Source organism: Pseudoalteromonas sp. AWH4_217 (assembly GCF_056161105.1).
Genome location: NZ_JBSWYM010000004.1, coordinates 14,043 through 33,221, shown reverse-complemented (window position 1 = coordinate 33,221; position 19,179 = coordinate 14,043). Strand labels below are relative to the sequence as shown.

Here is a 19,179-nt window from a genome sequence, read left to right as displayed (position 1 = left end):
TTTATTCAAATTTATTCGCTTTGTCATAACTTATCATGGGCAAGCGGGTAAACTGGCTTTAACAGAGCCAACAAGCAGTGACGGAACAGACTCTTATTGGGGATGTATGACGTAGTCGTCACGACGAAGTACATACAGACGTATCAAATCGGCAATACGTTATCATCCCAACGGAACTTCGGCACAACAAACCTGGTATCATCAGCAGTACCGCCATGTTGTGCAATCGAATTCAAATCCAGCATGAAAGCAGTGTTTGCTAGTCTAAGGTCAGACTGGAAAACGGTTTTAACTAACGAGCGTGTGATGCACTGATGTGCTACGCGCCTAACCTTGTGAGACATAATTATGCTTAATCCTTTTGATATCGTAATTTTTGGTGGGGGCGGCGACTTAGCGTTACGAAAGTTGTTACCTGCAATGTATCGTGCGTATCAAGAAGGTAATTTACCTGAAGGCTCACGCGTATTGCCTACCGTCCGTGCTCAAGAACAAAGAGAACAATACCTCGCCACGGCAGAGCAGGCACTACAATCTCACCTCAGCGAAGGGGAATTTAACGGCAAAGACTGGCAAGCCTTTTCGCAATTCTTAGTACCTGTGGTTGTCAATGTGACAGCGGCAGACGATAATTGGGATGTTCTGAAAGATATCCTGGACACTGATGGTGAAGAAAAGTCTCGTGTCTTCTATTTATCTTTGCCACCTGCAGTATATGGCACCTGCTGTGAGCTGCTGTCGCAGAAAAACCTGATCACTGAAAATTCTCGCGTCGTGGTCGAAAAGCCAATTGGATATTGTGGTAAATCGGCGGAAGAGATTAACGGTAAGATCGCGCAGTTTTTTGATGAGAACCAAATCTTCCGTATAGACCACTACTTAGGTAAAGAAACCGTACAGAACCTGATGGCATTGCGGTTTGCGAACGCTTTGTTTGAAAACCTCTGGGACGCTAAGTCAATTGACAACATTCAAATCAGTATTTCTGAGACCGTAGGCCTTGAGAGTCGTGCAGGGTTTTATGATAAGGCTGGTGCATTGCGTGATATGGTTCAAAACCACTTGTTACAGCTGCTATGCCTCGTTGCCATGGAATCTCCATCAAAGCTAAATGCCAATAGTATTCGTGCCGAAAAGCTCAAGGTGCTTGAAGCACTGCGCCCTTTGGTTGGCGAAGACGTTGATGACAACGTGGTACGTGGCCAATACGTACCGGGTGATCTGAACGGTAAATTGGTACCAGGTTACCTTGAAGAGTTGGGAGAAGGTTCAAGTAAGACAGAAACGTTTGTGGCTATTAAGGCACATATCGATAACTGGCGCTGGGCTGGTGTACCATTTTATCTCAGAACAGGTAAGCGGATGAAAAAGCGTTGTGCTGAGATCGTGGTTGAATATAAGCCAGTATCTCACAATGTTTACGATCCGAGTGTGGGCCCAATTCAGCCAAACCGCCTTGAGATCCGCCTGCAACCAGAGGAAAGCATCCAGTTGACTTTGATGTCAAAGCGTCTTGATAATCTGGAAATGCAGCTGCAACCGGTTACTTTGAACATTGAGCTAAGTCAGCAGTACAGCAAGGGGTTCCACTCAGATGCGTACAAGCGTCTGATGCTGGATGCCGCGGCAAATAACCCGGCACTGTTTATTCACCGTGATGAAGTTCGTCAGGCCTGGCAATGGATCGACCCAATTGTCGCGCGTTGGCAGGAAAAGGGCACGCCTTCACTTTATCGTGCGGGCTCATGGGGTCCTGAAGCGGCTGATGAATTGCTGGAAGAAAGTAACCATGCCTGGTTCAATGTAGGAGAAAAAGCATAATGGCGCAGCTGAACGAATCGTTTTTTGATAGCAAAGAGGCAATGACCGAAAAGCTGGCTGAGCTTTTAAGTAGTACACTCAGTGACGCCATTGACTCAGACGGTCGTGCAACTATGCTGGTGTCCGGTGGGTCGTCACCAGCACCGGCCTACAGACACTTATCAAACCTGCCACTGTCATGGGACAAGGTGACAGTGGCTATGGTTGATGAACGTTGGGTCGATGCAGGTCATGAAAAGTCTAACGAAGCCTTTATCAAGGCGACCTTGTTACAAAACGAAGCAAGCACCGCTGAGTTTGTGACCATGAAAAACGGCGAAGCAACAGCACAGTCTGGTCAGGCTACGTGTGAAAAAGCCTATGCCGCACTGAAGGCGCCTTTCGATATTACCATTCTTGGCATGGGTCCGGATGGCCATACAGCCTCTTTGTTCCCTCACGCAGAAGGGCTTGAACAGGCTTTACAAACGTCTGATCTTGTTTGTGCAATCAATGCTAAACAAAGTGAAGTAACAGGTAGTATCACCGAGCGTATGAGTCTGACACTGGCAGGTATTGCTCATACAAAACATGCCGTGTTACTTATCAGTGGAGAGGCCAAGCGCGCAGTGTATGAAGAGGCCAAGCAACCTGGCTCTGAACTCGATATTCCATTGCGGGCTGTGTTAAACCATCCACAGCTGAAGCTCAGCGTTTTCTGGTGTCCTTAACCCGCCACACAGTAGAATTGTATGATTGAAAAAAGCACGCTCAAGGGCGTGCTTTTTCATGTCCGCAAAACAATCGTCAGATGAGGTGACCAAAAAAAGAGAGGCTGTGTTGCCTCTCTAATTCACTGATTTTGACTTATCTGCTAATTACAGAGAATTGATAAAGACCAGTGCGATTGCCAACGGACAGACAAATTTGATGTACAGTGGCCAAATCCGCCAGAACAGGGATGATGCCACTTCCGGGTGACCTTCCTGAATTTCACTTAGCAACTTCTGACGGTGCCAGATCCAGCCAACGAAAATACAGCAGAACATCCCCAGCAATGGCTGGCCGAATTGTGTTGTTAGTTTAACAACCAGACCAAACAGGGCTGAGAAATTGAGGATGATGGTCACGCTCACGGTTGCAATAATGCCGCCAATGATCCAGGTCGCTTGTGTTCTGGCCAGCGCAAACTTCTCTACCGCATAAGACACTGGAGCTTCGAGCATAGAAATAGAGCTGGTGAGCGCTGCGATGCTCATCAGAGCGAAGAAGGCAAACCCAACGAATACGCCAACACTGCCCATACCTTCAAATAAGGCTGGCAGAACCTGAAATACTAACGTGTCCTCTGATAAAAGCTGGCCTGTAGCTGAGAAGATCTCCACCCCCTGAGCCTGTGCCACATACATAGCAGGGATAATAAGTAAGCCGGCAACGAAGGCAATAAAGACATCGATTAAGGTGACATAGGCTCCAAGAGAAACCAGATTTTCCTGCTTACTGATATATGAGCCATAAATGATCATAACACTGGTACCCAGTGACAGAGAGAAGAAGGCCTGACCGAGTGCACTGACAAGTAGCCCGGGGTCGAGTAAAGAAGAGAAATCAGGGACAAGATAGGCTTTTAAGCCAGTGGTAGCGCCTTCCTGCGTAAGCACATACGCAATCAAAGAAAACAGTATAAGCAACAGGGCAGGCATCAGACGTTTAGACCATTTCTCAATGCCATTTTCGACGCCTTTACTAATGATTGATATAGTCAGTGCGACGAAAATTAGGGTAAAGCTGAGATCTCTTACCAGAGATTGCTCTGATAACCATTGAGCCGCCCCAGTGGCGCCAACTGTGTTAGCAACAGGCTCTATGGTGGCACTGAGCATCCAGCCTGCCACAATGGCGTAAAAGCTTAGGATCAGTCCGGCACAAATGATGCCGCCAAAGCCGACGAAAAACGCGAATTTTTTTTGTATGGGGTTATTGCCAAGTTTTTGCAAAGACGAGACCGCATTTGCCTGGCCGTGACGACCAATCACCAGTTCGGCCATCAATGCGGGGTAAGCCAGACAAAACGCCAGGATCAAATACATTAATACAAAAGCGGCACCGCCATTACTGGCAGTTTGAGTTGGGAAGCCCCAAATATTTCCCAGGCCAACAGCAGAGCCTGCTGCAGCCATAATGAATCCGAAGCGAGAGCTGAACTCTCCGCGCACAGTGCTCATATTGTTATACTTCTCTTTTTTAAAGACGGCGGCAACAATCTACTGTAATTAAAAGGAAATAAAAAGGCCTAAATTGCATTGATCTAACACAAGTTTTTGCTTAAATCCTGAGCGTAATCTGAAAAATCCAGTACTGTGTCCGCGTTTGGTTAGTATCTAGCTGATTTATAGCATAAATCTCGCGCTTGTCAGTCAGCCTTGACAGTATTTCTCGGTGCTTTACAGGGAAAAGTCAGTGTGAATTTAGCGCCGCCAAGCAGGTCGGATCTGCTAACACTGGCCTGGCCGTGGTGCCAGTCAACCACTTTTGCAACGATTGCTAAGCCCAGCCCATAGCTTTTACCAGCACGATTACGGTGACCCTGTTCTTGAAAAAATGGGTTAAATACCTTAGCCCAGTTTTCTTCTTCTATACCTGGTCCATCATCTTCGACCCGTATTTCAATCTGATGATCCAGTTGCTGAGCGCTGACGATAATCTGTTTGTTGGCAAAATCGCAGGCATTGCTGAGCAAATTGGAGATGGCTCTTGCCAGCCAATGAGGGTCGGCATCCAGCTGCAGATGTGCCGGGACCGAAACACTCGCATTGATGTGTTTGTTACTCAGTTTAGGTGTCATTTGCTCAACGACATTGCGAATATAGCTGTCTAATTCTGTGGGCGCGAACTTGAGTAGATGCGATTTTTGTTCGAGTGTGGCAAAAGATAGATAGCTCGCCAACATGTCTTCCATCTGGTCGAGATCTTTTTCCATTCTGTGCATCAGGGCATGGACCTGTTCAATGTCATCTTCCTCTAAAGCCGCGTCAAAGCCAAAGCGCAAACAGGCTACCGGAGTACGAATGTCATGAGATAAACTGGAGGCCATTAGCTTGTTTTCGGCAAGCAGCTTTTCTATTTGATTGGCCATGCGGTTAAAGGTGAGCTCCAGGTCTTTTATATAGGTGAAATGATTCACCTCAATTCGAGCACTTAAATCGCCGCTGGCAAATTGCTTCGCTGCGCTGACCAACACGGCAAGTCGCTTGGCAAGTGGTGCCAAAATTACCCACATGAAGGTACAAATACCGGCGTAAAACGCTAAGGTGAGAAAGACATCTGAATCGTACTGTTCAGGTGGTTTTTCTAGCCTGAGTTCAAGGTAGTCAGGTGCCAGTGAAGGGGCCGATTTTAACAAGTAATAGCCCATATCATCTTCTAGCAACAACCCTTCTGGTTGCATCATCTGATTCTTTAACTCGACAGGGAGTGCCAGTGAATCACCGGAGCTGTATGTGATGGGTAAGTCAAAGTCCTTACTGACCTGCTCCATATATGCTGGTCGCAAAGTTTCGGGAATTGAAGCGCTTTGATTGGTTACGCCGTATAGCAACTTTGCCTGCCAGGCGAAGGCATCCTCGGCAGGTTCAGCTTGTTGGCTCAGGGTATCAAGTAGCCAGCCCAGTACAACGATTGAAATAAGGGCGCTAGCCAAAAGATAAAGGTAGAGCTTTTTCATCCATTACTCCAGAGATAGGTACGACTGCACCAGACGGCGCGAAGCGGGGCAAAGTCCGCACTTGAATGCGCGGACTGCGAGAGACCAAATCCTTTGACTTACCAGGCTGAAGGCACAAGCAGATAGCCTTTTCCCCAAATTGTTTTTATTTTTTCAGGATTCTGAGGATCATCGCCAAACTTCTTACGCAGGGCAGAAATAAGGACATCTACGCTGCGGTCCAGGCCATCATATTCGCGCCCTTTAGTGGCCTTAAATACGGCATCGCGAGAGACCACTTCTCCGGCATTGCTGGCTAAAAAATGCAGTAACAGATATTCTGCACTTGAGACATTAACTTCCTGATCGGACACAATAACTTTGCGCGCTTGTGTATCAATTCGCAGGTTTCCGACATTAAGCATGACGGCATTGGTGTCGGAGTTAGAATCACTGTCCTGAGCTACGCGCATGTTGGCCTTGATCCTTGCCAGTAGCGCGCGGGGGCGAACAGGCTTGATGACATAATCACTGGCACCAACTTCTAAACCAATCACCTCATCCATTTCTTCGTCTTTGGCTGTGAGCATAATGATGGGCTTACTGTAAAACTGGCGCAGTTCGCGACAAACACTGATACCGTCCTGTCCCGGTAACATGATATCCAGCAACACCAGATCCGGCTCGTGTTGTTTGACCATACTGACAACCTGATCGCCGCGATAACAACATTCTGTGGTATAACCCTGATTATTCAGGTAGTCGGCAACCCACTGCGCAAGCGACTCGTCATCTTCAACCAACAAAATCGTGCCGTATTGCTCCATTTGACTTCTCCTTAATTGCGCTTGCCTGACTTACTGACAAGGCTACGTTTACTTTGCTTTAATTATGTTCTTGACTGCAATTATAAGTACGAATCGCGTAAAAAGTGTAATTAAGTGTGTGTTCTTGTTTTAGAACTCTTGTTAAAGCAATACATTAAGCTTTTCTATGAGGCCGCGACTTAAGTGGTGCATCATGTCACTGGTCAGGGCGCTGACTTCTGTTTTATTACAGGCACCCGCCGTTTTTACGAGCGGAGATATTTGCGATTCCACGCGGTAGGGTGGGATCTTCACAGCCTGATTGTATCTGGCTCGGCGGGCTTCTTCCTGATTTTGTTCCACAATAAATGATACGACTGCGTGCTCGTTCGCCACTTTCTCAGTTTCTGTGAACGTATACTGTAGTGGAATGCCCTGATACCCAGCGCTATTAATAGATGATTTAGCAAACCAGATAACATCGGATGAAGACTTGTGCGTCAGCCGCATACTTAATGAAGCAATGATATTGCTACACTGCTTACTCGGAATCGTCTGAGCTAGCTCTGCAATGTAGGGGTGTGGATCCTCTGGCTTGTTCAATACATACACTTTGTCCTTACCAAAGGACAAGTCAAGCTGTTGAACGACCAAATGATAGTCGCTGCTTTTTTGTGCAACAACTGTCAAGCCCTTGTCTTTTAAAAGCTGGATAATTTGTTTGCGTAATGTATCCGTCATGCTGACTTTGCTGGTATCGATATACACCGTGTTACCACTTTTGACGGGGTGAGCAGGCAGTTGAACGGATTTGATGCGTGCAGACTCTAATTCAGTACTGTACGACAGTTGATACACTGATTTGGTTAACAGTGGCTTAGCCGGCACATCCAGTTTGGGTGCCATTGGCGGTGTTGTAATACACCCTGTTAGTCCGGCCAAGGCGATAATTGAAAGCAAGCAGCGCATGACTTATACCTCTAAATTTAGTTTTATAGTTCAGCACTTAGCTGCATTAAAACACGACAAATTCGTTGGCATTATCTCAGTGGCCGAGCAGAAGAAATTCTATCGCCAACAGGGATTGTCCGCGTGAGCAGTGCCAAACTTCATGATATTATGTGCAGCGTGTTAATGAATCGGATCATTATGAAGTCACTGCATCATCTTATTGTTATTGCATTCGCACTGACGACTTTGGTCGTTCAGGCTAGCCCAGGCAGCGAGCAGCAGCGCTGGGAGCAATTTGTGAACGCATATTCTAAGCAACTCAAACAAAAACTAAAAGAAAAATCGATACCGGGCGCGGCATTGAGCATTGTGCACCGCGAGCATGGTGAGCATATTGCCGGAATAGGCCTGACTAAAGTCAGAAAAGGGCAAAAAGTCACTGCTAGTACGCGTTTTCGTTTAGCATCTGTGTCTAAAACATTTGCAGGTTCCCTGACCGCCAAACTGGCTGCGCAGGGCCTGCTCGACATTGAAGATACGGTTGCCGAGCACCTGCCTATCTTCACCAAAAGTGCATATGGTGAAGCGAAGCTATACCACCTGCTGAGCCATTCTAGTGGTTTGGTGCCAAATGCGTATGACAACCTGATTGAATCCAGGATGAGTTATGACAAAATCTATCCGAAACTGGTCGATGTAGAGCATATTTGCAGACCTGGTATTTGTTATGGTTATCAAAATGTCATGTTCAGTCTCATCGGGGATGTGATTAAACAAAGTACTCAGCTGAGTTACGAGTCCTGGTTAGAGCATTTTTTCTTTGAGCCTTTGGGTATGAAAGATGCGGGTTTAGGACATGCACATATGACCAAAGATGATAATTTTGCAGCGCCTCATGTTCGGGGCAAAAAGCGCTGGCATACCGCAAAGTTAAAACCCCATTACTACAAAGTAGCACCCGCTGCGGGTGTGAATGCCAGTGCTGCAGATATGAGCCAATGGTTAAAGGCACAATTAGGTATCTATCCTTCGGTACTGTCATTGGATGCACTGACCATTCAGTCTCGCCCTTACACTCGTACAAAGCGTGAGCTGCGCCGACGTGTGTGGCGTAATTACGTTGAACAAGCCCATTATGGTCTGGGGTGGCGCATATATAGTTTTTCTGGTGTTTTAATGTATTACCACAGTGGCTGGGTGCAGGGATACCGGACGGATGTGGCGGTGTTACCTGAGCTGGGAATAGGGTTCAGTCTGCTTTTAAATGCAGAAAGCGGTGTGATCAATGGCCTGAGTACAGAGTTTATTCGTCAGGCCATTGAATTTAGCAGAACTGCTGAGACGCAGGCTAATGAATAGTCAGCCCTGCTGGCAGCCTGCTACTGGCGAGGAAGCTGGATTTTTTTGTCTTCGCTTTGGCGATATAGCACAATGATGTGCCCAATCACCTGAACTTTGTGAGCGCCTGTCTCGCGAACAATGGCATCGAAGATAAGCTGTTTGGTTTCACGGTCATTGGTTGGTACTTTTACTTTAATGAGTTCGTGAATGTCTAAACACTGCTCAATCTCTAACAGAACCCCCTCTGTCAGCCCGTTACCGCCGAGCAAAACAACAGGTTTTAGGTCGTGTGCTAACCCTTTTAGGTACTGCTTCTGTTTATTTGATAATGTCATATTGGTACAATTTACTAATTAAGGCTTGAATTACCGCTATTCTAACGCCATCTAAAGAATATTACTAATGAGTTGCAGTTAATATGGCAAATAAAAAGCACTCAGCGAGCTCCAAACGCTGGTTAAAAGAACATGTTGAAGATCCTTATGTTCATGAGGCACAAAAGCGGGGCTATCGCTCTCGTGCTGTGTTCAAACTTGAAGAGATCCAACAAAAAGACAAATTGTTTAGACCAGGCATGCATGTTGTTGACCTGGGGGCTGCGCCAGGAAGTTGGTCACAATATCTTGCAGAGCAAGTAGGTGATAACGGCGAAGTAATCGCATGTGATATTTTGCCAATGGATTCCTTACCCGGCGTAGCATTCCTGCAAGGCGACTTTCGTGAGGAAGCGGTCTTGAACGCGTTGTTGGACCGAATTGGTGGCAAAAATATAGATGTGGTATGTTCAGACATGGCGCCTAATATGAGCGGTAACACCGTGATAGATCAAGCGGGCAGCATGTATCTGGTTGAACTGGCGTTTGACATGTGTCACCAGGTACTTAAGCCTAACGGCGCTTTTGCCGTCAAGGTGTTTCAGGGCGAAGGCTTTGATCAATTTGTACAGGACGTGCGTAATGCCTTTAAAGTGGTTAAAATCCGCAAGCCCAAAGCGTCACGCCCCCGATCTCGTGAAGTATATATAGTGGCGACGGGCTACAAACTGTAGTACAGTTGAAACGCTTTTAAGACGAATTTGAATTATTTTAGATACAAGAGGTTAACCCCTTGAGCGATATGGCGAAGAACTTAATACTCTGGTTGGTAATAGCTGTCGTGCTAATGACCGTATTTCAGAGCTTCAATGGTGGCGAACAAGCAGATCGCCAAACTAGTTACACTCAGTTTGTGAACGAAGTGCGCAGCGGTGTCGTCCGTGATGTGAACATCGACCGGACAGCTGGCACGATTACAGGGATAAAAAACAATGGTGAGCGTTTCCAAACTATTATGCCATTGTACGATGATGATCTGATCAACGACTTACTTAAGAACGATGTAAACGTTAAAGGGGTTGCACCCGAAGAGCAGTCATTCCTGGCCAATATCTTTATTTCCTGGTTCCCAATGCTCTTGTTGATTGGTGTATGGATATTCTTCATGCGTCAGATGCAAGGGGGTGGCGGAAAAGGCGCCATGTCATTTGGTAAAAGTAAAGCTCGCCTGATGGGTGAGGACCAGGTAAAAACCACATTTGCTGATGTTGCTGGTTGTGATGAGGCAAAAGAAGACGTCACTGAGCTGGTTGACTTCTTACGAGACCCGTCTAAGTTTCAGAAACTGGGCGGTAACATCCCGAAAGGCGTGTTGATGGTTGGTCCTCCTGGTACTGGTAAAACCTTGCTAGCCAAGGCGGTTGCAGGTGAGGCGAAAGTCCCGTTTTTCACTATTTCGGGTTCAGACTTCGTAGAAATGTTTGTGGGTGTGGGTGCGTCACGTGTACGCGATATGTTTGAGCAGGCTAAAAAAGCAGCGCCTTGTATTATTTTCATCGACGAAATCGATGCCGTGGGCCGCAAACGTGGTGCCGGTATGGGAGGCGGTCATGATGAACGTGAACAGACATTAAACCAGATGCTGGTAGAAATGGACGGCTTTGAAGGCAATGAAGGTATCATTGTTATTGCTGCAACTAACCGTCCGGATGTACTCGACCCTGCACTACTTCGTCCCGGGCGTTTTGACCGCCAGGTTGTTGTTGGGTTGCCAGACGTGCGTGGCCGTGAGCAAATCCTGAATGTACACATGCGCAAAGTACCGTTAGATGAAAATGTTGAGGCATCAGTGATCGCCCGTGGTACACCTGGCTTCTCGGGTGCCGATCTGGCTAACCTAGTGAATGAGGCTGCCCTGTTTGCTGCGCGTGGCAATAAGCGTAAAGTAAGCATGGCTGAGTTTGATGCAGCAAAAGACAAAATCATGATGGGCGCAGAGCGCAAGTCCATGGTTATGTCTGAGAAAGAGAAAGAAATGACAGCCTACCATGAAGCGGGTCACGCTATTGTAGGTCGATTGGTCCCAGAGCATGATCCGGTCTACAAAGTGTCTATTATACCGCGTGGTCGAGCGCTGGGTGTCACTATGTATTTGCCTGAGCAAGATAGAGTCAGTCACTCCAAAGAGCATCTCGAGTCTATGTTGTCCAGTTTGTATGGTGGCCGTATTGCAGAAGCCATCATCTATGGTGATGATAAAGTGACGACGGGAGCCAGTAACGACATTGAACGGGCTACTGACATAGCTCGCAAGATGGTGACACAGTGGGGGTTAAGCCCCAAATTGGGTCCGCAAATGTATATGGAAGAGCAGGGCGAAATGTTCATGGGAGGCGGGTCGTCTCGTATGGCTGGCGTTTCCGATGAAACGGCTAAGCTGATCGATGCTGAAATTAAAGATTTTGTAACCCGTAACTACGATAGAGCGGAGCAAATCCTTAAGGACAATATGGATATTCTGCATGCGATGAAGGATGCATTGATGAAGTACGAAACCATCGATGCCGGTCAAATTGATGACTTGATGGAACGAAAAGAAGTGCGTCCACCCAGAGATGCTCATGATCGTAAGCCATCAGACAATGGTAATGCAGAAAACCAGACAAGCGCGAATAACAATGAAGATAAGCGCGAAAGTGCATCAGCACCTGGTTCAGAGCTTGATGACAAGTCATAACCTGAGTTAGAATTAAGACATTGAAACCCCAGCCCTAGCTGGGGTTTTTTATATTTTAATAATAGGACTTCATACCAATTCGCTGTAGGCGAGCTGAGTGCTAGGGTGTAACGTATAATCACTGCATTCTGATGCTGTCTTATAAGTATGCGCAAGACAAAGGATTGGTGTGAGTAAGCTGCCATTCAGATGATGTCAGTTAGGCTCTCCACCGCGAGTGCTCACTACCTTTATGTGGCAGTTTTTTTTAAAATGTGCTTAGATACAGGCATTTCAACAGGCGAATTATGCTTCAGCTTAAACTTCCTCGTGGTCGTAGGCTTGACCTCACGACTCCCCGGATAATGGGGATAGTCAATGTAACCCCTGATTCATTCTCAGATGGTGGCAAGTATTGTCAATCTGACAGCGCTGTCAATCATGGCCTGACTTTGTTGGATCAGGGCGCTGATATCTTGGATATTGGTGGCGAGTCAACTCGACCTGGTGCACCTGACGTATCTTTAGAACAAGAGCTTGATCGGGTTATCCCGGTCATTGAAGACCTGCGTGCGCAGTCCGATTGTGTTATTTCGATTGACACCAGCAAAGCTGAGGTGATGGCTGCAGCGATAGAGGCTGGTGCAGACATCATTAATGACGTTCGGGCCCTACAAGCGCCTGGTACTCTCGAGGTTGCAGCGCGTTATAGCAACGTTGCTGTCTGTCTTATGCATATGCAGGGCCAGCCCAGAACAATGCAAATCGACCCTGCCTATCAGGATCTATTTACGGATATTCGTGAATTCTTTGAGTCACGCATTGCTAGCTGTGAAGAAGCTGGGGTCGCACGTGACCGCCTAATTATTGATCCAGGCTTTGGTTTTGGGAAAACACTGAAGCACAACTTTTCGCTGTTAGGGCAGTTATCTTACTTTGCTGAACTAAAACTACCTGTTTTGGCCGGGCTATCCCGGAAATCTATGTTTGGCAAATTACTTAATCGGGATACAGATGAGCGCTTGGCTGCAAGCCTTAGTGGAGCATTATTATGTGCTCAGCAGGGTGCGCAGATCATACGTGTTCATGATGTAAAAGAAACCAATGATGTGCTGCGGGTTTGGCGCGCAGCAACGCATGGAGTAGAGGAATGACAACAAGAAAATATTTTGGTACCGACGGTGTACGAGGAATGGTGGGAGAGTTTCCAATCACGCCAGAATTTGCACTCAAATTAGGCTGGGCAGCGGGTAAGGTATTATCCAAGTCTGGCACTAAAAAAGTGATTATAGGAAAAGACACGCGTATTTCAGGGTATTTACTGGAAACGTCACTGGAAGCCGGTCTAATTGCTGCGGGTATCAACGTCGTTCTGCTGGGCCCTATGCCGACGCCCGCCGTTGCCTATTTGACACAGACTTTTCGTGCTGAAGCCGGGATTGTGATTAGTGCATCTCATAACCCGTATCATGACAACGGCATTAAATTCTTCGGCGGTGACGGAAAGAAATTACCTGATGAGGTTGAGCTGGAAATCGAGGCCATGCTCGACGAACCAATGACATGTGTTGCCTCAGATAAACTAGGTAAAGCAAGACGTCTCGAAAATGCGGATGGCCGTTACATTGAATTCTGTAAAGGGCAATTCCCTAACGAGTTGTCTCTAGAGGGGCTCAAGATTGTCTTGGACTGTGCAAATGGCGCTACTTACCACATTGCTCCTGCTGTAATGCGTGAACTGGGGGCTGAGGTTATATGCACGGCTTGTGAACCTAATGGTGTAAATATCAACGAAAAGTGCGGTGCAACGCATGTTGATGCACTAAAACGTCACGTATTAGAGCATCAGGCTGATGTCGGCATTGCATACGATGGCGATGGTGACCGGGTTATGATGGTAGACCACAATGGCCGCGTATTCGACGGCGATGACATTGTTTATATCATCGCAGCACAAGCACAATGCAGTGGACAATTGAAAGGCGGTGTAGTCGGCACTGTGATGTCTAATATGGGGTTAGAAAACGCGCTAAAAGAGAAGGGCATCCCTTTTGAGCGCAGCAAAGTTGGTGACCGCTATGTATTAAGCAAGCTTCAGGAGCACGGCTGGACGATTGGTGGTGAGAGCTCTGGTCACGTACTAAATCTGGATCTTATTCCAACTGGTGATGGGATTGTATCGAGTCTTCAGGTGTTGGCAGCGATGGTTGCACAAAATCAAACTCTCAAAGATTTAGGTGCTGGGTTTGTAAAATACCCGATGAAAATGATCAACGTACGGTATGCCAAAGGAACCGATCCGGTCTCTGCAGAAGCTGTTCAGCAAGCCGTAAGAGACGTTGAATCTGACCTGGGCGATAAGGGTCGGGTGTTACTGAGAAAGTCAGGCACAGAGCCGGTTGTTCGCGTCATGGTTGAGGCAGAGCAAGAAAAGCAAGTTATTGACTTTGCCACTAAAATTGCTCAAGTCGTTGAATCTGTGAGCAACTAAACAAAAAACCACAATTTTTTCTTGTAACTTAGGGTGAGTGGCGTTAGTATCTCACCCGCTTTCTGACGCGGAGTAATACATGGGACAGAGAAAGCCAATCGTCGCAGGCAACTGGAAAATGAACGGCTCGCCAGAGCTGATAAAAGAAATTGCAGCGGTGAGTGCGCAAGTCACAGGCGAACAACGTGAGGTGTTGATTTTTCCTCCGGCAGTTCTGCTTTCTGAAGCAATCTCAGCAGGTTTAGAGTGTGGCACACAAACTGTGTCAGAATTCGACGCCGGTGCTTATACAGGTGAGATTCAAGCTTCCTTAGTCAAATCTCTGGGCGCAAACTATACCTTGGTCGGTCATTCAGAAAGACGCAGTATTTACGGCGAGTCAAATGAAGATATTGCCAATAAATTTGCACAAGCGCAAAAGAACGGCCTGACACCTATTCTGTGTATTGGTGAAACCCAGGAGCAGAGAACGGAAGGTAAAACAGAAGAAGTTGTTAAACAACAGCTTGTGTCTGTAATCGAAAAATTAGGCATAGCATCACTGGTTAATTCTGTGATAGCATACGAGCCAGTCTGGGCAATAGGTACCGGTTTAACAGCCACTCCAGAACAAGCCCAGGAAACACATAAGTATATACGCGACTTGTTACGTAGTTATGATGAACAGGTTGCCGATGCACTACGTATCCTATATGGCGGTAGTGTAAATGAAAGTAACAGTGAATTATTATTCGCACAAGCAGATATTGATGGTGGCCTGATCGGCGGAGCAAGTCTCAAACCACAAAGCTTCAAGGCTATCTGCGAAAGTGCAAAGGGATAAGTAAATGTACGAGATTCTTTTGGTTATTTATTTGGTTGTCTCGCTGTCATTGATCGGCATGATCTTGATCCAGCAAGGTAAAGGCGCAGATATGGGTTCTTCATTCGGCGCTGGCGCATCGGCAACTGTGTTCGGGTCATCAGGTGCTGGTAACTTTATGACTAAGACAACAACAATACTTGCAACAATATTCTTTGTACTAAGTATTGTTTTGGGTAGCATGACAGCAAGCCAAATTAAGCAAGCTGATCAGTGGGAAAACCTGGAAGCTCCGGCGGCAACAGTCGCACCTTCTAGCGACGATGTACCCGCGTCAGAAGAGTCTCAAAACAACTCAGACGTACCAAACTAAAGTTATTACTTAGCGAACGTGGTGGAATTGGTAGACACGCCATCTTGAGGGGGTGGTGAGCATAGCTCGTGGGGGTTCAAGTCCCCCCGTTCGCACCAAATCTCAGAGCCAGCAATGCACTGGCTCTCTCATTAAATAGAGAATAATTGAGCTTCTGGCTCAGATGCATTACACCGAATTGCGAATGTGGTGGAATTGGTAGACACGCCATCTTGAGGGGGTGGTGAGCATAGCTCGTGGGGGTTCAAGTCCCCCCATTCGCACCAATCGGTTATCCTATATCTCATAATTACTTTCCAAAAGCTTCTAAATTTAAATCACTTAGCTGCACTATTGCCTGCACATTGAGTTACACTAAAAGAAACTGGCCCGTATTTTTCTTTATGCTTTTTCCTGCTCACTTTATTTCAAGAGTATTTCATAACATTAAATCCGTTGAGGTGGGACCGCAAGGGATAAGCGTTCAACGCTCAGGCAGCACACAGTTACTCGGCTGGATTGAACAATCTCGGCCTCCTGTACTCGTGATAGACTGGTTGGGAACTCGTATTGAGTGCTATCAACAGGATACGACCTTGAAACTTCGATTACGGGGGCATTGTCACCCCCAGTTGCAGCACCACCTCGAGATACTCTGGATAAATACCCACAAAGCACGTCTGCTTTCGTCAGTCAGGGCAATAGAGCAACTCTTGCAGCGCCGTTACCTTTCGGTGCGTCACTGGGCTGCAATTCGCTCTGTGGTAGCTGAATTGGCAAAGCGCTGGAGCGGCTGGACAAGTCAGGCTCAGATGCACAAGACGCTAAAGCAAGCCCAGAACACCGTCAAAGAGCTACACGCTTGGCAAGAAGAAGATCTAGCTCAGTTCAGAGAAGCGTTTGTGCAGGCGCAGTTAACTCGCTATGAAGCCTTCTTTGATACAGTGTGCGGTCATCCGCTGACGCAGTCGCAGCGTCGTGCATGTGTTGTTCAGGATGAACGTCAGCTATTGTTAGCCGGAGCCGGTACTGGAAAAACCAGTGTTATGATTGCAAAAGCGGCTTATCTGCTGCATTCAAAGCAGGCTGAAGCCGAGCAAGTATTGATGCTGGCTTACGGCAAAGAAGCCGCAGATGAGATGCAGCAAAGGCTCAAACATAGCAGGGTAACGATAGAGTGTGCCACGTTTCACAGCCTTGGGTTAGGGATCATTGCACAAGTTGAGGGTCATAAGCCAAAGCTGTCTGCATTGTGCCTGAACGATAGTGCGAGAGAGCGGTTTATTGCTGACACTTTGGCATCTTTATGTCAGGACCCTCAGTATCAGAGAGATTTACTTGCCCTACTAAAAAATGAGTTTGCTGATCCACAACAAAGCCAGGAGCTCGATTTGGGGGGGCGTGCGGCCAAAAAACTCATTCGACAGTTTACTGAAGCACTCAGCTTTTACAAACAGGCTCTGTTTTTGGGTAAAACACAAGCATTGAGTCAAGAATTTGCGCTCTGGATTAACTGCTTCAGGCCAGTACTGGCGGACTACCAGCTTTATCTGCAAAAAGAGCAGTGTATCGACTTTGACGATATGATCACGCGCGCGATCGACTATGTGCGCAGCGGTCAGTTTTGTAGTCCCTGGCACTATGTGTTAGTTGATGAATTTCAGGATATCTCACCTCTGAGGGCTTTGCTTATCAAAGCCTTGCTTGCGCAAAACGACAAAAATGCTTTATTTGCTGTGGGGGACGACTGGCAGGCGATTTACCGCTTCAGCGGGGGAGATGTGTCTATGACCACACACTTTGCTGAGCACTTCGGACAGGCCACTATCCAACAGCTGGATATGACCTTCCGTTATCCACAACAGTTGCTGGATATCGCCAGTGAGTTTGTTTGTCAGAACCCTAACCAACTAGTTAAAAGGGTCAATGCCAGTAACGTAGCGACCTGCCCGGCTCTGATAGCGCGTCCAGATGGAAGTGACGCACTTAGCACAGCAATCGAAGCCTTTTTAGACCAGACCGCAGAGCCGTGTAGCGTCCTTTTACTGGCTCGGAATCACAAATTTTTGCCTTCCTCCGAGGTGATAGCAAGCTTTGCTCAGCGCTTCCCCAGAGCCCGGGTAACGGCACTGACATTTCATGGTGCCAAGGGGAAAGAGGCGGATTTCAGTATTTTACTCGGCCTGCATCAGGGTAGTGTGCCGGCCAGAGCGCATAATGCTGCTATTACAGAGGCGCTTTTGCCCGAGTCCGAACTGTACCCGGATGCAGAAGAGCGTCGCTTGTTCTATGTTGCATTGACACGCGCCAGATTACAGACTTGCTTATTAGTACCTGAGGACCCCAGCCCCTTTATCGAGGAAGTCTTGGCACTGGTAAACGAGTCATGATTGCAGTGTTCACTGGGTGTAGACTGGTTCCAAATAATTCATCCTGACGACAAAATTATTTTGTTGTACTTCATCTGGCTCGCTCATCATAATCCGCGTTTTAACGCAATCGATAAACGAGAAACACAGATGCGTGGATGGATCATATACAAAGACTCAGCAACCCTATTAAAACCTGAAACTTACGAGATCAAACGACTGTTAGAAGTCGCTCAGGAAGAGAACATTGATCTGCAGGTTTACTCTCCCGATCAGTTTGACTTGCTCGTCTCTCGCGAAGATGACCAAAGCGTATTGATTGATGGCGAGCCGGTTTCATTACCAGACTTTGTACTTCCGCGTATGGGGGCTGGCACCACCTACTTTGCACTGGCAATTATTCGTCACCTGGAGCGTCTTGGTGTACATTGCTTTAACAGTTCAGAGGCCACGGAAACAGTAAAAGATAAGCTGTTTGCGCAACAGATACTGGCGCAGCAGAATTTACCTACACCAAAGACGATGCTGGTGAAGTTTCCGGTTAATATTGATCTTGTTGAAAAGCAGATCGGATTTCCTGTGGTGGTAAAAACCCTGTCCGGATCGCAAGGCAGTGGGGTTTTCCTGTCAAAAACACGTAGCGAGTTCGATGATTTAATGCAACTGATTGAAGCGACCAGCCCGAAAGCCAATATCATTTTGCAGAAATTCATTAAATCGAGTCATGGCCGCGATCTGCGAGTACTGACCATAGGTGGACGTGTCGTGGCGTGTATGGAAAGAAACTCGGGTGGTGCAAATTTCAAAGCCAATGTCAGCGCCGGTGCTAAGGGCTTGTCTCATCCGATCACCCCAGAAATTGAATGGCTGGCCACCCAAACGGCAAACATTCTGAACCTGGATATGGCGGGCATTGATCTGTTGTTTGATGAAGAGCATTTTAAGATCTGTGAAGCCAATTCAAGCCCAGGCTTTGAAGGGCTCGAAGCTGCTGTTGATGTGGATGTTGCGCGAGAAATTTTGCACTTTATCCGTATTCGGTTAGGGATTTTCGATAAGAAAAAGCCGAAGCCTTTAGAGGCCAAAAAGTCTACTGTTAAAGCAGACTCGGCAGCTGCTACTACCGCTTAATATTCACCGTGACTTAGGCCAATTGTGATACCGGCTGGTAAATCCAGCCTGGTATCACAGCTTGTTGATTTCTTTGGCAACTTGATAGCCATCGTCGGTGATGATCTGTTCCAGTGTCGCAACCCGTGACTTAAGTTGTTTGATTTCTTCTTGCATAGCCTGCTTCTCAGACTGATTCATTCCATCGAGTTTTTTCATTTCCAGGCGTTTAGCATAGATTTCCCTAACTGTGCCAAATCCTACTGCAATTAGGACAATCAAAAACACCATTGTGGTACCGGGCATACGTATTACTCCATTTCTAAATTTGGTACTCCAATCGTAGCAAATTATACAGCAGAGATCTGTGGCGTATCTGTTTCAAGATGTGATTTAGCGTGTGGGCGACATATGCGCCCACAGG

The 19,179-nt window shown here is 47.0% G+C and carries 17 protein-coding genes and 2 tRNA genes; 13 read left to right on the top strand and 6 right to left on the bottom strand.

Annotation, left to right across the window (positions count from 1 at the left end; all coding sequences use genetic code 11):
• Window positions 1-348: 348 nt before the first annotated feature.
• Window positions 349-1,821: a glucose-6-phosphate dehydrogenase gene (zwf, locus tag ACXAH1_RS05325; protein WP_475194504.1), complete on the top strand. Its 1,473-nt coding sequence runs from the start codon at window positions 349-351 to the stop codon at window positions 1,819-1,821.
• Window positions 1,821-2,531 (top strand): 6-phosphogluconolactonase, encoded by a 711-nt coding sequence (gene pgl, locus ACXAH1_RS05320; protein ID WP_475194502.1) that lies wholly within the window; start codon window positions 1,821-1,823, stop codon window positions 2,529-2,531. Before zwf ends, pgl begins: the two co-directional genes overlap by 1 nt.
• A gap of 147 nt (window positions 2,532-2,678) precedes the next feature.
• Here pgl and ACXAH1_RS05315 read toward each other — a convergent pair whose 3' ends face one another.
• The 4 genes from ACXAH1_RS05315 to ACXAH1_RS05300 all read right to left on the bottom strand — a co-directional run bounded on the left by ACXAH1_RS05315 (window position 2,679) and on the right by ACXAH1_RS05300 (window position 7,278).
• Window positions 2,679-4,025, bottom strand: coding sequence for a sodium-dependent transporter (locus tag ACXAH1_RS05315; RefSeq protein ID WP_253049675.1), 1,347 nt, complete (start codon window positions 4,023-4,025; stop codon window positions 2,679-2,681).
• A 188-nt stretch (window positions 4,026-4,213) separates the two neighbouring features.
• Window positions 4,214-5,524 carry a sensor histidine kinase gene (locus ACXAH1_RS05310; protein ID WP_475194498.1) on the bottom strand — a complete coding sequence of 437 codons (1,311 nt, stop codon included), beginning with the start codon at window positions 5,522-5,524 and terminating at the stop codon, window positions 4,214-4,216.
• Window positions 5,525-5,622: 98 nt separating this feature from the next.
• Window positions 5,623-6,330 (bottom strand): response regulator, encoded by a 708-nt coding sequence (locus ACXAH1_RS05305; protein ID WP_253049679.1) that lies wholly within the window; start codon window positions 6,328-6,330, stop codon window positions 5,623-5,625.
• A gap of 141 nt (window positions 6,331-6,471) precedes the next feature.
• Entirely contained in the window at window positions 6,472-7,278 is an 807-nt protein-coding gene (locus tag ACXAH1_RS05300) for a hypothetical protein (protein ID WP_475194495.1), read from the bottom strand.
• 180 nt (window positions 7,279-7,458) lie between these two features.
• On the opposite strand from ACXAH1_RS05300, the gene ACXAH1_RS05295 reads away from it, so the two are divergent.
• A complete protein-coding gene (locus ACXAH1_RS05295; protein WP_475195118.1) occupies window positions 7,459-8,619 on the top strand; it encodes a serine hydrolase domain-containing protein in 1,161 nt (386 codons plus the stop codon).
• A gap of 20 nt (window positions 8,620-8,639) precedes the next feature.
• Here the strand turns inward: ACXAH1_RS05295 and yhbY are convergent, their stop codons facing one another.
• Window positions 8,640-8,936 (bottom strand): ribosome assembly RNA-binding protein YhbY, encoded by a 297-nt coding sequence (gene yhbY, locus ACXAH1_RS05290; RefSeq protein ID WP_054017088.1) that lies wholly within the window; start codon window positions 8,934-8,936, stop codon window positions 8,640-8,642.
• An 83-nt stretch (window positions 8,937-9,019) separates the two neighbouring features.
• Here yhbY and rlmE point away from each other — a divergent pair, with 83 nt between their 5' ends.
• From rlmE to ACXAH1_RS05240, 10 genes are all read left to right on the top strand, one after another.
• Window positions 9,020-9,649 (top strand): 23S rRNA (uridine(2552)-2'-O)-methyltransferase RlmE, encoded by a 630-nt coding sequence (rlmE, locus tag ACXAH1_RS05285; protein WP_138546373.1) that lies wholly within the window; start codon window positions 9,020-9,022, stop codon window positions 9,647-9,649.
• Window positions 9,650-9,717: 68 nt separating this feature from the next.
• Window positions 9,718-11,652 (top strand): ATP-dependent zinc metalloprotease FtsH, encoded by a 1,935-nt coding sequence (gene ftsH / locus ACXAH1_RS05280; RefSeq protein ID WP_475194490.1) that lies wholly within the window; start codon window positions 9,718-9,720, stop codon window positions 11,650-11,652.
• 287 nt (window positions 11,653-11,939) lie between these two features.
• Window positions 11,940-12,785: a dihydropteroate synthase gene (folP, locus tag ACXAH1_RS05275; protein WP_475194486.1), complete on the top strand. Its 846-nt coding sequence runs from the start codon at window positions 11,940-11,942 to the stop codon at window positions 12,783-12,785.
• Entirely contained in the window at window positions 12,782-14,122 is a 1,341-nt protein-coding gene (gene glmM / locus ACXAH1_RS05270; RefSeq protein ID WP_475194484.1) for a phosphoglucosamine mutase, read from the top strand. The genes folP and glmM overlap by 4 nt, the downstream gene beginning before the upstream one ends.
• A 79-nt stretch (window positions 14,123-14,201) precedes the next feature.
• Window positions 14,202-14,945, top strand: a complete 744-nt coding sequence (gene tpiA / locus ACXAH1_RS05265; protein WP_475194482.1) for a triose-phosphate isomerase — start codon at window positions 14,202-14,204, stop codon at window positions 14,943-14,945.
• 4 nt (window positions 14,946-14,949) lie between these two features.
• Window positions 14,950-15,297: a preprotein translocase subunit SecG gene (gene secG / locus ACXAH1_RS05260; RefSeq protein WP_253049694.1), complete on the top strand. Its 348-nt coding sequence runs from the start codon at window positions 14,950-14,952 to the stop codon at window positions 15,295-15,297.
• A gap of 12 nt (window positions 15,298-15,309) precedes the next feature.
• Window positions 15,310-15,395: transfer RNA gene (locus ACXAH1_RS05255), tRNA-Leu, on the top strand.
• An 82-nt stretch (window positions 15,396-15,477) separates the two neighbouring features.
• Window positions 15,478-15,563, top strand: a tRNA-Leu gene (locus ACXAH1_RS05250).
• Window positions 15,564-15,872: 309 nt separating this feature from the next.
• Window positions 15,873-17,666 (top strand): UvrD-helicase domain-containing protein, encoded by a 1,794-nt coding sequence (locus ACXAH1_RS05245; RefSeq protein ID WP_475194478.1) that lies wholly within the window; start codon window positions 15,873-15,875, stop codon window positions 17,664-17,666.
• A 129-nt stretch (window positions 17,667-17,795) separates the two neighbouring features.
• Window positions 17,796-18,776, top strand: coding sequence for an ATP-grasp domain-containing protein (locus ACXAH1_RS05240; RefSeq protein WP_475195114.1), 981 nt, complete (start codon window positions 17,796-17,798; stop codon window positions 18,774-18,776).
• A 54-nt stretch (window positions 18,777-18,830) separates the two neighbouring features.
• Here ACXAH1_RS05240 and ACXAH1_RS05235 read toward each other — a convergent pair whose 3' ends face one another.
• Window positions 18,831-19,061, bottom strand: coding sequence for a hypothetical protein (locus ACXAH1_RS05235; protein ID WP_046005768.1), 231 nt, complete (start codon window positions 19,059-19,061; stop codon window positions 18,831-18,833).
• Between the last annotated feature and the right edge of the window lie 118 nt (window positions 19,062-19,179).